We start from the raw sequence: 14,315 nt of genomic DNA, 5'->3' as shown, positions 1-14,315 counted from the left end.
GGCGGACTCCACTCGAACAAAAGTCGATAAATGACAAAGGCTGAAACATTCATGATTGTTGACGCACATCGACAAGACCCTATGCAAAGGGTGACGTGCGAATTGCTATCTGCAATTTTTACCCGATCAGGATCCATTGAAACGATCAGGACCGCGGATCATAGCGTAAACTGAGAAAGAGATCTTCTGTTTCTCACAGATTCTTCCCGATTTATCCACAGGATGATCCAGAATCGGCTAAGTGTAAACGATCCTGGAGAAGTGCTGCAGGTTTTAGCGCGCATATTGAAAAAATTAATGAGTAAAGATGCTTTACTGCTTAAACGATCTAATAAAGATCCCGAGCGATCCTTGCGCTTTATCCGCCAGCCCGTATAATTCTTACCCCCAGCGAGTAACGGTCGCCTTACGGCGTCAACGCTGCCTGTTTTATACGCGAAACCATGCGGAAAAAAGCGGGAAATAAGGAAAGAGAATTGACTCCGGAGTGTACAATTATTACAATCCGGCCTCTTTAATCACCCACACTGTGGCGTAAGTCGTTCGAAATTCGTTCGGGTATACGCAAAAGTCAGTGAATTTATTCAAGTTTAGGTAGAAATCGCCATGAAACGCACTTTTCAACCGTCTGTACTGAAGCGCAACCGTTCTCACGGCTTCCGTGCTCGTATGGCTAATAAAAATGGTCGTCAGGTTCTGGCACGTCGTCGTGCTAAAGGCCGTTCTCGTCTGACCGTTTCTAAGTAATAAAAGCTAGCCCCTGAGTGGTTAAGCTCGCATTTCCCAGGGAGTTACGTTTGTTAACTCCCACTCATTTCACATTCGTCTTCCAGCAGCCACAACGGGCTGGCACGCCGCAAATCACCATCCTCGGCCGCCTGAATTCGCTGGGGCATCCCCGTATCGGTCTTACCGTCGCCAAGAAAAACGTTAAACGCGCGCATGAACGCAATCGGATTAAACGTCTGACACGTGAAAGCTTTCGTTTACGTCAGCACGAACTTCCAGCAATGGATTTCGTGGTGGTGGCGAAAAAAGGGGTTGCTGACCTCGATAACCGTGCTCTCTCGGAAGCGTTGGAAAAATTATGGCGTCGCCATTGTCGCCTGGCTCGCGGGTCCTGATAGCCCTTATTCGGGTCTATCAACGCCTGATCAGTCCGCTGCTTGGGCCGCATTGCCGTTTCACTCCAACCTGCTCGAGCTACGGAATTGAGGCATTGCGCAGGTTTGGAGTGATAAAAGGCAGTTGGTTGACGGTGAAACGCGTATTAAAATGCCACCCTTTACACCCTGGTGGTGACGATCCCGTCCCGCCCGGACCATTTGATACCAGAGAACACTAACGATGGATTCGCAACGCAATCTTTTAGTCATCGCTTTGCTGTTCGTGTCTTTCATGATCTGGCAAGCCTGGGAGCAGGATAAAAACCCGCAACCTCAGGCCCAACAGACCACGCAGACAACGACCACCGCAGCGGGTAGCGCCGCAGACCAGGGCGTACCGGCCAGTGGCCAGGGGAAACTGATTACGGTTAAAACTGACGTGCTTGATCTGACCATCAACACCCGTGGTGGTGATGTGGAACAGGCTTCACTGCCAGCTTACCCGAAAGAACTCGGTTCTACCGAACCGTTCCAGTTACTGGAAACCACGCCACAGTTCATCTACCAGGCACAGAGTGGCCTGACAGGTCGTGACGGCCCGGATAACCCGGCTAACGGCCCGCGTCCGCTGTACAACGTCGAAAAAGACGCGTTTGTACTGGCTGACGGTCAGAACGAACTGCAGATCCCGATGACCTATACTGACGCAGCGGGTAACACATTCACTAAAACGTTTGTACTCAAGCGCGGTGAATATGCTGTCAACGTTAACTACAGCGTGCAGAACGCCGGCGAAAAACCGCTGGAAGTCTCCACCTTTGGTCAGCTGAAGCAATCCATCAATCTGCCATCTCATCGCGACACTGGTAGCAGCAACTTTGCGCTGCACACCTTCCGTGGCGCGGCGTACTCCACGCCAGATGAGAAGTATGAGAAATACAAATTCGACACCATTGCTGAAAACGAAAACCTGAACGTCAATGCTAAAGACGGCTGGGTCGCAATGCTGCAACAGTATTTCGCAACGGCATGGGTTCCGCGTAACGACGGCACCAACAACTTCTATACCGCTAACCTGGGTAACGGCATTGCCGCTATCGGCTATAAATCACAGCCGGTACTGGTTCAGCCTGGCCAGACTGGCGCGATGACCAGCACCCTGTGGGTCGGCCCGGAAATTCAGGATAAAATGGCGGCAGTTGCACCGCACCTGGATCTGACCGTGGATTACGGCTGGTTGTGGTTCATCTCTCAGCCGCTGTTCAAACTGCTGAAGTGGATCCATAGCTTCCTGGGTAACTGGGGCTTCTCCATCATCGTTATCACCTTTATCGTTCGTGGCATCATGTACCCGCTGACCAAAGCGCAGTACACCTCCATGGCGAAGATGCGTATGCTGCAGCCGAAGATTCAGGCTATGCGTGAGCGTCTGGGCGATGACAAACAGCGTCAGAGCCAGGAAATGATGGCCCTGTACAAAGCTGAGAAGGTTAACCCGCTGGGCGGCTGCTTCCCGCTGATCATCCAGATGCCAATCTTCCTGGCGTTGTACTACATGCTGATGGGCTCCATTGAACTGCGTCATGCGCCGTTCGCTCTGTGGATCCATGACCTGTCTGCACAGGACCCGTACTACATCCTGCCGATCCTGATGGGCGTGACGATGTTCTTCATTCAGAAGATGTCTCCGACCACCGTGACCGACCCGATGCAGCAGAAGATCATGACCTTTATGCCGGTCATCTTCACCGTGTTCTTCCTGTGGTTCCCATCAGGTCTGGTGCTGTACTATATCGTCAGCAACCTGGTAACCATTATTCAGCAGCAGCTGATTTACCGTGGTCTGGAGAAACGTGGCCTGCATAGCCGCGAGAAGAAAAACTCCTGATATTAGTCGCAGGTGCGTTGGCTGCATTTGCTTGCCGCCTTCTTGCAACTTGAATTATTTCGAGTATTCACGGTAAAGTTAATGCCAGAGAAGGCGGTCATTAGACCGCCTTTTTTACATTTACAAGAGAGCTATCATGAACCATAACGACACCATCGTCGCTCAGGCCACCCCACCGGGACGTGGTGGCGTGGGTATCCTGCGCATCTCCGGCCTGAAGGCGCGCGAGGTTGCAGAAACCGTACTGGGGAAACTACCAAAACCGCGCTATGCCGACTATCTGCCGTTTAAAGACGCGGATGGCAGCACGCTGGATCAGGGAATTGCCCTGTGGTTCCCCGGTCCGAACTCCTTTACCGGTGAAGATGTTTTAGAGCTTCAGGGCCACGGCGGTCCGGTGATTCTCGATCTGCTGCTCAAACGTATTCTGACCATTCCCGGGCTGCGCATTGCCAGACCGGGTGAATTCTCCGAGCGTGCGTTTCTCAATGATAAGCTTGATCTGGCCCAGGCAGAGGCAATTGCCGACCTGATCGATGCCAGTTCAGAGCAAGCCGCTCGCTCGGCGCTGAACTCGTTGCAGGGCGCATTTTCTGCACGGGTAAATCATCTTGTGGAAGCGCTCACTCACCTGCGCATCTACGTGGAAGCGGCGATCGACTTTCCGGATGAAGAAATCGACTTCCTGTCTGATGGCAAGATTGAAGCGCAGCTCAACAACGTTATCAGCGATCTCGATGCCGTTCGTGCCGAAGCGCGTCAGGGCAGCCTGCTGCGCGAAGGGATGAAGGTAGTCATTGCCGGTCGCCCAAATGCCGGGAAATCAAGCCTACTGAACGCGCTGGCAGGTCGTGAGGCGGCCATTGTGACCGACATTGCGGGCACGACTCGCGACGTACTGCGTGAGCATATTCATATCGACGGTATGCCGCTGCACATCATCGACACTGCCGGTCTGCGCGATGCCAGCGATGAAGTTGAACGCATTGGTATCGAACGCGCGTGGCAGGAAATTGAACAGGCCGACCGCGTTCTGTTTATGGTTGATGGCACCACCACCGACGCCGTGGACCCGGCTGACATCTGGCCAGACTTTATTGCCCGTCTGCCAGCCAAACTGCCGATTACCGTGGTGCGTAACAAAGCGGATATTACCGGTGAGACGCTGGGCCTTAGCGAAGTAAATGGCCACTCACTGGTTCGCCTATCCGCGCGTACCGGTGAAGGCGTTGACGTGCTGCGTAACCATCTCAAACAGAGCATGGGCTTTGAAACCAATATGGAAGGCGGCTTCCTGGCGCGCCGTCGTCACCTGCAGGCGCTGGCAGAAGCGGCGGAGCATCTCGAGCAGGGTAAAGCCCAACTGCTCGGAGCATGGGCCGGAGAATTGCTGGCAGAGGAACTACGTCTGGCGCAGCAGAACCTCAGTGAGATCACCGGGGAATTTACCTCCGACGATCTGCTGGGAAGGATTTTCTCCAGCTTCTGTATTGGCAAGTAACGTTGTGTTGCCCGGTGGCGCGATGCCTACCGGGCCTACAGTACCCGTAGGTCGGATAAAGCAAAGCGGCTATCCGGCTACAAGTAATTTCCCATATGGAAATCACTGTTGTCCAAATGGCAACTCGTGCAGTTGACTCTCTGCCCGTATGCTTAGCGCCACATTCCTCATGAGGTCGCTATGACACGCTTTCTAATCTGCAGTTTCGCCCTGGTGTTACTCTATCCCGCGGGTATTGATATGTATCTGGTGGGGCTGCCCCGTATTGCTGCCGATTTACAGGCCAGCGAGGCGCAACTGCATATCGCGTTTTCGGTTTATCTGGCGGGAATGGCGACGGCGATGCTGTTTGCCGGGAAAATTGCCGACCAGTCAGGACGCAAACCCGTCGCTATTGTCGGTGCCCTCATCTTTATTTTCGCCTCTGCGCTGTGTTCATTCGCCGAAAGCGGTACGCCGTTTCTCACAGGCCGCTTTATTCAGGGCGTCGGCGCAGGCTGCTGCTATGTGGTGGCGTTCGCCATCCTGCGCGATACGCTCGACGATCGCCGCCGGGCGAAGGTACTGTCGCTGTTGAACGGTATCACCTGTATCGTGCCGGTACTGGCGCCGGTGATGGGGCATCTGATTATGCTCAAATACCCGTGGCAGAGCCTGTTCTACACGATGATCGGTATGGGGGTGGCCGTTTGCCTGCTGTCAGTGTTTATCCTGCGAGAATCGCGCCCAGCGACGCTCCCGGCATCTGCAGAGAAGAACCACCTATCTGAATCGCTGGTGAACCGTTTTTTCTTAAGCCGCCTGGCCATCACCACTCTCAGCGTGTCGGTGATCCTGACCTTCGTGAATACTTCGCCGGTGCTGTTGATGGAAGTGATGGGCTTTGACCGTGGAGAGTACGCCACCACGATGGCCATGACCGCAGGCATCAGTATGGCGGTCTCGTTCTCTACGCCATTCGCCCTAAGCGTGTTTAAACCTCGTGTTCTGATGCTGACCTCACAAGTGCTGTTTCTGTCTGCTGGTGTGGTGTTAACCCTTGCCAGTTCGCACATGGTGACGCTGTTTGGGCTGACCTTAATCTGTGCCGGGTTCTCGGTCGGCTTCGGTGTCGCGATGAGCCAAGCGCTGGGACCTTTCTCGCTGCGTGCGGGCGTTGCCAGCTCGGCGTTAGGTATTGCGCAGGTTTGCGGTTCCTCGCTGTGGATATGGCTGGCGGCGGTGCTCGGTCTTGATGCGCTGAATATGCTGATCGGGATTCTGATTGGCTGTAGCATAGTGAGTATCATGCTGATTATCACTGTTGCACCTAACCGGTCCACGCCAACTCATGAAGAAATCCCTCAGCAGTCTCGATCTTAATTTATTGCTCTGCCTGCAGCTGTTGATGCAGGAACGCAGTGTTACCAAAACTGCCAAACGGATGAACGTCACGCCGTCGGCGGTCAGCAAGTCGCTGTCGAAACTGCGGGCCTGGTTTGACGATCCACTGTTTGTAAACACCCCGCTGGGGCTAACGCCAACACCGCTGATGGTCAGCATGGAACAGAACCTGGCAGAGTGGATGCAGATGAGCAACCAGTTGCTGGATAAGCCGCACCATGAAGCGCCGCGCGGGCTGAAGTTTGATCTGGTGGCCGAAACGCCGCTGGTGATGATCATGTTTAACGCGCTCTCCCGACAGATCTATCAGCGTTATCCCCAGGCGACGATCAAAATACGCAACTGGGACTATGATTCGCTGGATGCAATTATTCGCGGCGAGGTGGATATCGGCTTTACTGGCCGGGAAAGCCATCCGCGTTCGCGTGAACTGTTGAGTTTGCTGCCGTTGTCGATCGACCATGAAGTGCTGTTTTCCGATCTCCCCTGCGTCTGGCTACGTGAAGATCATCCGGCATTGCAGGAAGAGTGGAATCTGGACACATTTCTGCGCTATCCGCACATCAGCATTAGCTGGGAGCAAAGCGATACCTGGGCGCTGGATGAAGTCCTGCAAGAGATGGGGCGTGCGCGCAATATTGCGTTATGTCTGCCCGGTTTTGAGCAGTCGCTGTTTATGGCCGCCCAGCCGGATCACGCGCTGATAGCCACAGCTCCGGTTTATTGCCAGCGTTATAACCAACTCCACCAGCTTCCGCTCGTGGCGCGTCCTATGCCTTTTGATGCCGCGCAGCTGGAAAAAATGCGCGTACCGTTCACCCTTCTTTGGCACAAACGTAACAGTCATAATCCTAAGATCGTCTGGTTGAAAGACACCATCAAGGCGCTTTATCGCGATATGTCTTGACGTTGCACCGCCACTTTGTTGCTAAATCGACTATTCTGGCAACAGAAATGTAAATATCGCGTAATGTATTCTATTTCAGCTTACTTTTTGGGCAGCAAAGCCTGCCTGGATGCCGCGTAAATGTTACTCTGGTAATTATCACGGACCATTAATCACGGAGCGAAAAATGGCGACACATTTTGCCAGAGGGATTCTTACGGAGGGACACCTGGTTTCAGCTCGCCTCCCTTCTCCATGTCATATCGAAGCAAGAGATCTCCCCGCTCATCGCCGAACACGTTTCCTGGCTTCCCGAAGTTTACTCGCTGAACTGATGTTTATGCTTTACGGCACCAGTACGCTGCCCGAGATTGTTACTCAGGCCAAAGGTAAGCCCATTTTTCGCGATAAGAACCTGCCGGGATTTTCGATTTCTTATGCCGGGAATATCGTTGGCGTTGCGCTAACAACTGAAGGAACGTGCGGGCTGGATATGGAACTGCAGCGAGCTACCCGCAGCTTTCACCATCCGCATTCAACGGAAACATGGCGCTTCTCCAGCAACGAAAATCTGTGGATCAATAACCAAAACGACCCCAACGAAGCACGCGCGCAGCTCATTACGTTGCGCCAGAGCGTACTCAAACTCACCGGTGATGTAAGCAATGATGATCCGCACGAACTCCAGCTTTTACCCGGCGCAGGACGTCTGAAATGTGCCCATGTTGCGCAGGTTGAAGCCATTTGCGATGCGGAAGATGTTCTGGTGTGGTCGGTTGCAGTTACGCCAACCATTGAAAAACTCAAGGTTTGGGAGTTTGATGGTAAACAGGACTGGAAAAGTTTGCCTGATATCCAGACCCGCGCCAATGAGCCTACGGGTCGCCTGATCCGGTTCTCTCAATTATGCGCAGCGAAGAGCCATACGCTTTGATTTAACCTTTATGATGAAACAGGAGTCACCATGTCAGAAACATTGAATGTTGTTACGTTACTGGGAAGTCTACGCAAAGGTTCGTTTAATGGAATGGTTGCCCGTACGCTGCCCAAGATTGCTCCAGCAGGAATGGAAGTCAACGCGTTGCCATCAATTGGTGATATCCCACTGTACGATGCCGACCTCCAGCAGGAAGAAGGTTTTCCGGCAAGCGTAGAAGCGCTGGCAGAGCAAATCAGGAAGGCTGACGGTGTCGTCATCGTGACACCGGAATATAACTATTCCGTGCCTGGCGGACTGAAGAACGCCATCGACTGGCTGTCCCGCCTGCCGGATCAGCCATTATCGGGTAAGCCGGTGCTGATCCAGACCAGCTCCATGGGCGCCATTGGCGGCGCGCGCTGCCAGTATCATCTGCGTCAGATCCTGGTGTTCCTCGACGCCATGGTAATGAATAAGCCGGAATTTATGGGCGGCGTGATTCAGAACAAAGTGGACCCGCAGACAGGTGAAGTGATCGACCAAAGTACGCTGGACCATCTAACCGGCCAGTTGACCGCATTTGGCGACTACATCCAGCGTGTGAAAGCCTAAAAGAAAAAGCCCGCTGGCTGCAATGCCTGGCGGGCCGTATCCGGTTATCAAATTTGCCTGATGGCGCTGCGCTTATCAGGTCTACACGCCTCGCGCAGCACTGTCTCAGCGGCAATTAATGCGCGTCGATAAACACAATCTTCAACACAAACAGCAGTGCGACAACGATGACGCACGGGCTGAGATCGCGGAAACGTCCGGTACCGATTTTCATCACACAGTAGGAAATAAAGCCCAGCGCGATACCTTCGGTAATCGAGAAGCTAAACGGCATCATCACGGCGGTAATAAACGCCGGAACGGCTTCAGTCAGGTCATCCCACTTAACGCGTGACAGGCTTGATGTCATCAGGACGCCAACGTAAATCAGCGCACCAGCGGCCGCATATCCCGGTACCATTCCCGCCAGCGGCGACAGGAAGATAACCAGCAGGAACAACAGGCCAACAACTACCGCGGTCAAGCCAGTACGTCCACCGACAGAAACCCCGGAAGAAGACTCGATATACGCGGTAACGGAAGAAGTACCGATAAACGCACCAGCAACCGATGACACGCTATCCACATACAGCGCCTGCTTCATACGCGGAAACTTACCCTTCGCATCCGCCAGACCGGCTTTATCCGTGACGCCAATTAGCGTACCGGATGAGTCGAACAGGTTGACCAGCATGAACGAGAAAATTACGCCCGCAAGACCAATGTTAAACGAACCAGCCAGATCAACATGCCCGATAACGGACATTACGCTCGGCGGCGCGGAGACGATCCCGTTGTAATGGACATCGCCCAGCATCCAACCCAGCAGCGTGGTCACAATGATAGAGATCAGTACCGCCGCATGGATGTTACGTGAAGCCAGAATCGCGATGATAAAGAAACCCAGAATACCGAGCAGTACGCTGTGGGACGTCAGGTTGCCAATAGACACCAGGGTGTCTTGGTTGGCGACGATAACACCAGCGTTTTTCAGCCCCATCATGCCGATGAACAGACCAATACCGCTGGTGATCCCCACGCGCAAACTAACCGGGATGTTGGCAATCATCCAGTAACGTACGCGGAAAATCGTCAGTAGCAGCAGACCTACCGCGCCCCAGAAGATTGCGCCCATACCGATCTGCCATGACAGGCCCATCGCGCCAACGACCACGAAGGCGAAGAACGCATTCAGACCCATAGCAGGCGCAAGTGCGACCGGCAGGTTGGCAAACAGGCCCATCAGGATGCTACCAAATGCAGCAATAAGGCAGGTGGTCACAAAGACGGCGCTGGTATCCATGCCAGCCACGCCAAGAATTTGCGGGTTAACAAAAACGATATACACCATCGTCAGGAAGGTGGTTAAACCGGCGATCACTTCGGTCCGTGCCGTCGTGCCATGTTCGCGCAGTTTGAACACGCGTTCCAGCATCCCCTGGCCAGAAGCCTGGGTTGTGTGTTGTTGACTCATTATCAATTTCCGAACAAGGAGGGAAAATTCGTCGCTATCCTATACCAAAATGCGACAATAGGGTTGGGTTATGAGCAACTTTTTTCATTGATTTTGCTTATACGGCAACGATTGCGTCGCCCAATAATGCATTACGAAAACGTTAAACTTGTTAAAACGGAAATGACATGTCCCAGATAGAAGCCGTATTTTTTGACTGTGACGGTACCCTTGTCGACAGTGAAGTGATTTGTTCTCGCGCGTATGTCAGCATGTTCCAGGCGTTCGGCATTACGCTCGATCTTGAAGAAACTTTTAAACGCTTCAAGGGGGTAAAGCTGTACGAGATCATCGACATTATCAACGAAGAGCACGGTGTCGAACTGGCAAAAGCCGAATTAGAGCCGGTTTACCGCGCAGAGGTCGCACGTCTGTTCGATACGGAACTGGAGGTGATTGCCGGAGCCAATGCGCTGCTGGACAGCATGACCGTCCCTATGAGCGTGGTATCTAACGGTCCGGTCAGCAAAATGCAGCACTCGCTGGGTAAGCTGGGTATGTTGCACCATTTCCCTGATTTGCTGTTCAGCGGCTACGATATTCAACGCTGGAAACCCGATCCGGCCCTGATGTTCCATGCGGCGAAAGCGATGGACGTTAACGTTGAGAACTGCATTCTGGTTGATGACTCCAGCGCAGGTGCCCAGGCGGGGATTTCTGCAGGGATGGAAGTGTTTTACTTCTGCGCCGATCCGCATAACAAACCAATCGATCATCCAAAAGTGACGACGTTTACCGATCTGGCGCAGTTGCCAGCGTTATGGAAGGCGCGGGGTTGGAATATTACGCGATAACTGAAAGGCCGGATGGCGCTAACGCTGATCCGGCCTGCATGTCTTGTAGAGCGGGTAAGCGTTAGCGCCACCCGCCACAAATATCACTCTTTCGGATCTTTGCCCGCCAGCAGCTTATCCAGCTCATCACCGCCCACGTGACGGAAGTCTTGTCCCTTCACGAAGTAGAAGATGTATTCGCAGATATTCTGGCAACGGTCACCGATACGCTCGATGGAGCGCGCGCAGAACAGCGCGGTCAGCACGCTTGGAATGGTACGCGGGTCTTCCATCATGTAGGTCATCAGCTGACGCACGATACCTTCATACTCCTGGTCGACTTTCTTATCTTCGCGATAAATACGTACCGCTTCGTCAAGATCCATACGCGCAAACGCATCCAGCACGTCATGCAGCATTTGTACGGTGTGGCGACCCAGTGATTCCAGGCTTACCAGCAGCGGCTGATGCTGTTGAGAAAATTTCTCCAGCGCGGTGCGGCAAATTTTATCCGCAACGTCGCCAATACGTTCCAGCTCAGCGATCGTTTTGATAATCGCCATCACCAGACGCAAGTCACTGGCGGTCGGCTGACGCTTGGCAATGATACGCACGCAGGCCTCGTCGATCGCCACTTCCATCATATTGACGTTCTTATCGCCCTCAATGACGCGCTTCGCCAGCTCACTGTCCTGATTGTGCATGGCGGTAATCGCATCAGAAAGCTGCTGCTCGACCATGCCGCCCATGGTCATCACCTGGGTACGGATGCTTTCCAGCTCTGCATTGAACTGGCCGGAAATATGTTTATTAAGGTTAAGATTATCCACAACAAGCTCCTGAATCAGCCGTAACGACCGGTGATGTAGTCTTCAGTTTGTTTCTTCGCGGGCTTGGTGAACAGATCGTCCGTGTTACTGAACTCAATCAACTCGCCCAGGTACATAAATGCCGTGTGATCGGAACAACGCGCAGCCTGCTGCATGTTGTGGGTAACGATAACGACGGTGTAATCCTCTTTCAGCTCAGTGATCAGCTCTTCGATACGCCCGGTAGAAATAGGGTCGAGCGCTGAACACGGCTCATCAAGCAGAAGCACTTCCGGGCGAATGGCGATCCCACGCGCAATACACAGACGCTGCTGCTGGCCACCGGAGAGAGAGTACCCGCTCTGGTGTAATTTATCTTTGGTTTCGTTCCACAGCGCGGCCTTGGTCAATGCCCACTGCACACGCTCGTCCATATCCGCACGAGAGAGTTTCTCAAACAGACGCACGCCAAAAGCGATGTTGTCGTAGATGGACATCGGGAACGGCGTCGGCTTCTGGAATACCATGCCCACTTTGGCACGCAGCAGAGCGATATCCTGAGTGTTGGTGAGAATATTGTCGCCATCCAGCAGGATTTCGCCTTCCGCACGCTGTTCCGGGTACAGTTCAAACATTTTATTGAACGTACGCAGCAACGTCGATTTACCACAGCCTGACGGCCCGATAAACGCCGTTACCTGGTTTTTGGCAATATCCAGGTTGATGTTCTTCAGGGCATGGAACTTGCCATAGTAGAAGTTCAAATCACGAACCTGAATCTTACCTGGGGCAGTATCAACCATACTCATTTCTATCTTTTCCTCATCATGCCTGATGGCGCGCAGCTTTCAGGCCTACAAATGTCTTCAATCGTAGGCCGGATAAGGCGTTTACGCCGCCATCCGGCACTTCGTCTTAACCGTGTTTCTTCTTCGCGAAAATGACGCGCGCCAGAATGTTCAGCAGCAGTACGCACAGGGTAATAATCAGTACCCCGGCCCAGGCCAGTTGCTGCCACTCAGCAAACGGGCTCATCGCAAACTTAAAGATAGTGACCGGCAGGTTGGCGATAGGCTGCATCATGTCGGTGCTCCAGAACTGATTGGAGAGCGACGTAAACAGCAGCGGAGCCGTTTCACCTGCGATACGTGCAATAGCCAGTAAAACGCCTGTAATGATGCCTGAGACAGAGGCCTTCAGGGTGATCGCAGAAATCATCTTCCATTTCGGCGTACCCAGCGCATAGGCGGCTTCACGCAGGCTATCCGGTACCAGCTTGAGCATGTTCTCCGTGGTACGAATAACAATGGGCACCTGCAGCAGCGCCAGCGCGATAACGCCCGCCCAGCCGGAGAAGTGCTCCATTTTTGCTACCACGATGGTGTAAACGAACAGACCGACCACGATTGATGGCGCAGAAAGCAGGATGTCATTGATAAAGCGGATCACCTCAGCCAGCCAGGACTTACGTCCGTACTCTGCCAGGTAGATGCCCGCCATAATACCAAGCGGTGTACCAAACACGGTCGCCCACAGAATTAACAGTCCGCTACCGGCCAGGGCATTCGCCAGACCACCACCAGCCGTATTCGGCGGAGGTGTCATTTCGGTGAACAGCGCCAGTGACATACCGTCAATACCGCGGGTGATCGTGGACATCAGGATCCAGATAAGCCAGAACAGACCGAATGCCATGGTCGCCATAGAGAGCGTCAGCGCGATGCGGTTCTTCAGACGACGACGCGCCTGCATTTTACGGCGGGATTCCGCAAGCGCAGCGGTGTTTTGCATTTCAAGCGTAGCCATTAGCGTGCCCCCTCGTTCTTCGCAAGGCGCATGATCATGAACTTAGACGCCGCCAGCACGATGAAGGTAATCACAAACAGAATCAGGCCCAGTTCCATCAACGCGGCAACGTGCAGTCCTGATTCCGCTTCGGCAAATTCATTCGCCAGCGCAGAAGTAATACTGTTGCCCGGCATGTACAGAGAGGCACTATCGAGCTGGTAGGTGTTACCGATGATAAACGTCACCGCCATGGTTTCACCCAGCGCGCGGCCCAGACCGAGCATCACGCCGCCGATCACACCGTTTTTGGTGAACGGCAGGACGATGCGCCAGATAACTTCCCAGGTAGTACAACCGATGCCGTAGGCTGACTCTTTCATCAGCACCGGCGTTTGTTCGAACACATCGCGCATAACCGCCGCAATGTACGGGATGATCATGATGGCGAGGATCACGCCAGCGGCCAGAATACCGATACCAAATGCCGGACCCGCAAACAGCGCGCCAACAAACGGAATGTTGGAAAGGATGTTCCCGACCGGCTCCTGGAAGTAAGTCGCAAACAGCGGGGCAAAGATAAACAGGCCCCACATGCCGTACACGATACTCGGTATTGCCGCCAGCAATTCAATAGCGATACCCAGCGGGCGACGCAGCCAGCCAGGAGCAAGTTCAGTCAGGAATAAGGCTATGCCAAAACTCACCGGAACGGCGATCAGCAGTGCGATAAGCGAGGTGACCAGCGTACCGTAAATCGGTACTAATGCACCGTAGATATCGTTTGGCGCATCCCATTCTTTAGTCCACAGAAAGGAGAAGCCAAATTTCTGAATGCTTGGCCAGGAGGAGATAACCAGAGAGACAATAATGCCACCCAACATCAATAGCACAATCAGCGCAGCCAGTTTTACCAGCGCGCTGAATATCATGTCACCTTTTTTACCCGGTGGGTTCAAAGCAGGCTTGGTTGCAGCCATAAATCACTCTTTAAGTTTGGGCCGGGAAGCACGCATTTTATCGTGCTTCCCGGCTAACGTAATGCCATACCCTAAATAATTCGAGTTGCAGCAAGGCGGCAAGCTTGTGAATACCCAGGAGCATAGATTCACTATGTGACTGGGGTGAACAAGCACAGCCAACACAGCTGCGGCTCGAAGT

General features: G+C 53.4%; 15 protein-coding genes. 10 read left to right on the top strand and 5 right to left on the bottom strand.

What is annotated here, in order from left to right:
* Window positions 1-606: 606 nt before the first annotated feature.
* The 9 genes from rpmH to HV243_RS24635 all read left to right on the top strand — a co-directional run bounded on the left by rpmH (window position 607) and on the right by HV243_RS24635 (window position 8,295).
* Window positions 607-747, top strand: a complete 141-nt coding sequence (rpmH, locus tag HV243_RS24675) for a 50S ribosomal protein L34 (protein ID WP_003023858.1) — start codon at window positions 607-609, stop codon at window positions 745-747.
* A 17-nt stretch (window positions 748-764) separates the two neighbouring features.
* Window positions 765-1,124, top strand: coding sequence for a ribonuclease P protein component (gene rnpA / locus HV243_RS24670; protein ID WP_003844432.1), 360 nt, complete (start codon window positions 765-767; stop codon window positions 1,122-1,124).
* Entirely contained in the window at window positions 1,088-1,345 is a 258-nt protein-coding gene (gene yidD / locus HV243_RS24665; RefSeq protein ID WP_003023846.1) for a membrane protein insertion efficiency factor YidD, read from the top strand. The genes rnpA and yidD overlap by 37 nt, the downstream gene beginning before the upstream one ends.
* A gap of 2 nt (window positions 1,346-1,347) precedes the next feature.
* Entirely contained in the window at window positions 1,348-2,994 is a 1,647-nt protein-coding gene (yidC, locus tag HV243_RS24660) for a membrane protein insertase YidC (protein ID WP_003023844.1), read from the top strand.
* A 136-nt stretch (window positions 2,995-3,130) separates the two neighbouring features.
* Complete coding sequence (gene mnmE, locus HV243_RS24655; RefSeq protein WP_016155071.1) at window positions 3,131-4,495, top strand: tRNA uridine-5-carboxymethylaminomethyl(34) synthesis GTPase MnmE; 1,365 nt, start codon at window positions 3,131-3,133, stop codon at window positions 4,493-4,495.
* Between the two features lie 180 nt (window positions 4,496-4,675).
* Complete coding sequence (locus HV243_RS24650; protein ID WP_049271660.1) at window positions 4,676-5,857, top strand: MFS transporter; 1,182 nt, start codon at window positions 4,676-4,678, stop codon at window positions 5,855-5,857.
* On the top strand, window positions 5,826-6,785 hold the full coding sequence (gene yidZ / locus HV243_RS24645) for an HTH-type transcriptional regulator YidZ (RefSeq protein ID WP_016155073.1): 960 nt from the start codon (window positions 5,826-5,828) through the stop codon (window positions 6,783-6,785). The genes HV243_RS24650 and yidZ overlap by 32 nt, the downstream gene beginning before the upstream one ends.
* 166 nt (window positions 6,786-6,951) lie before the next feature.
* The gene (locus HV243_RS24640) at window positions 6,952-7,698 is read left to right on the top strand and encodes a 4'-phosphopantetheinyl transferase superfamily protein (RefSeq protein ID WP_016155074.1); all 747 of its coding nucleotides are present in this window, start codon (window positions 6,952-6,954) and stop codon (window positions 7,696-7,698) included.
* A gap of 30 nt (window positions 7,699-7,728) precedes the next feature.
* Window positions 7,729-8,295: an NADPH-dependent FMN reductase gene (locus HV243_RS24635; protein ID WP_003827046.1), complete on the top strand. Its 567-nt coding sequence runs from the start codon at window positions 7,729-7,731 to the stop codon at window positions 8,293-8,295.
* 115 nt (window positions 8,296-8,410) lie between these two features.
* Here HV243_RS24635 and adeP read toward each other — a convergent pair whose 3' ends face one another.
* The gene (adeP, locus tag HV243_RS24630) at window positions 8,411-9,748 is read right to left on the bottom strand and encodes an adenine permease AdeP (RefSeq protein ID WP_016155075.1); all 1,338 of its coding nucleotides are present in this window, start codon (window positions 9,746-9,748) and stop codon (window positions 8,411-8,413) included.
* A gap of 167 nt (window positions 9,749-9,915) precedes the next feature.
* On the opposite strand from adeP, the gene yieH reads away from it, so the two are divergent.
* Window positions 9,916-10,581 (top strand): 6-phosphogluconate phosphatase, encoded by a 666-nt coding sequence (gene yieH / locus HV243_RS24625; protein WP_053389259.1) that lies wholly within the window; start codon window positions 9,916-9,918, stop codon window positions 10,579-10,581.
* Between the two features lie 83 nt (window positions 10,582-10,664).
* Here yieH and phoU read toward each other — a convergent pair whose 3' ends face one another.
* The 4 genes from phoU to pstC form a co-directional block, all read right to left on the bottom strand.
* Window positions 10,665-11,390: a phosphate signaling complex protein PhoU gene (phoU, locus tag HV243_RS24620; protein ID WP_003023824.1), complete on the bottom strand. Its 726-nt coding sequence runs from the start codon at window positions 11,388-11,390 to the stop codon at window positions 10,665-10,667.
* A gap of 14 nt (window positions 11,391-11,404) precedes the next feature.
* Window positions 11,405-12,178: a phosphate ABC transporter ATP-binding protein PstB gene (pstB, locus tag HV243_RS24615; RefSeq protein WP_003023821.1), complete on the bottom strand. Its 774-nt coding sequence runs from the start codon at window positions 12,176-12,178 to the stop codon at window positions 11,405-11,407.
* Window positions 12,179-12,284: 106 nt separating this feature from the next.
* Complete coding sequence (gene pstA / locus HV243_RS24610; protein WP_016155077.1) at window positions 12,285-13,175, bottom strand: phosphate ABC transporter permease PstA; 891 nt, start codon at window positions 13,173-13,175, stop codon at window positions 12,285-12,287.
* The gene (pstC, locus tag HV243_RS24605; protein ID WP_016155078.1) at window positions 13,175-14,134 is read right to left on the bottom strand and encodes a phosphate ABC transporter permease PstC; all 960 of its coding nucleotides are present in this window, start codon (window positions 14,132-14,134) and stop codon (window positions 13,175-13,177) included. Before pstC ends, pstA begins: the two co-directional genes overlap by 1 nt.
* Between the last annotated feature and the right edge of the window lie 181 nt (window positions 14,135-14,315).

It is taken from the genome of Citrobacter sp. RHBSTW-00599, from assembly GCF_013784065.1.
In the GTDB taxonomy this organism is placed as follows: Bacteria; Pseudomonadota; Gammaproteobacteria; order Enterobacterales; family Enterobacteriaceae; genus Citrobacter; species Citrobacter braakii.
The sequence above is the reverse complement of the archived record's forward strand: the minus strand, read 5'-3'. Positions and strand labels throughout refer to the sequence as shown.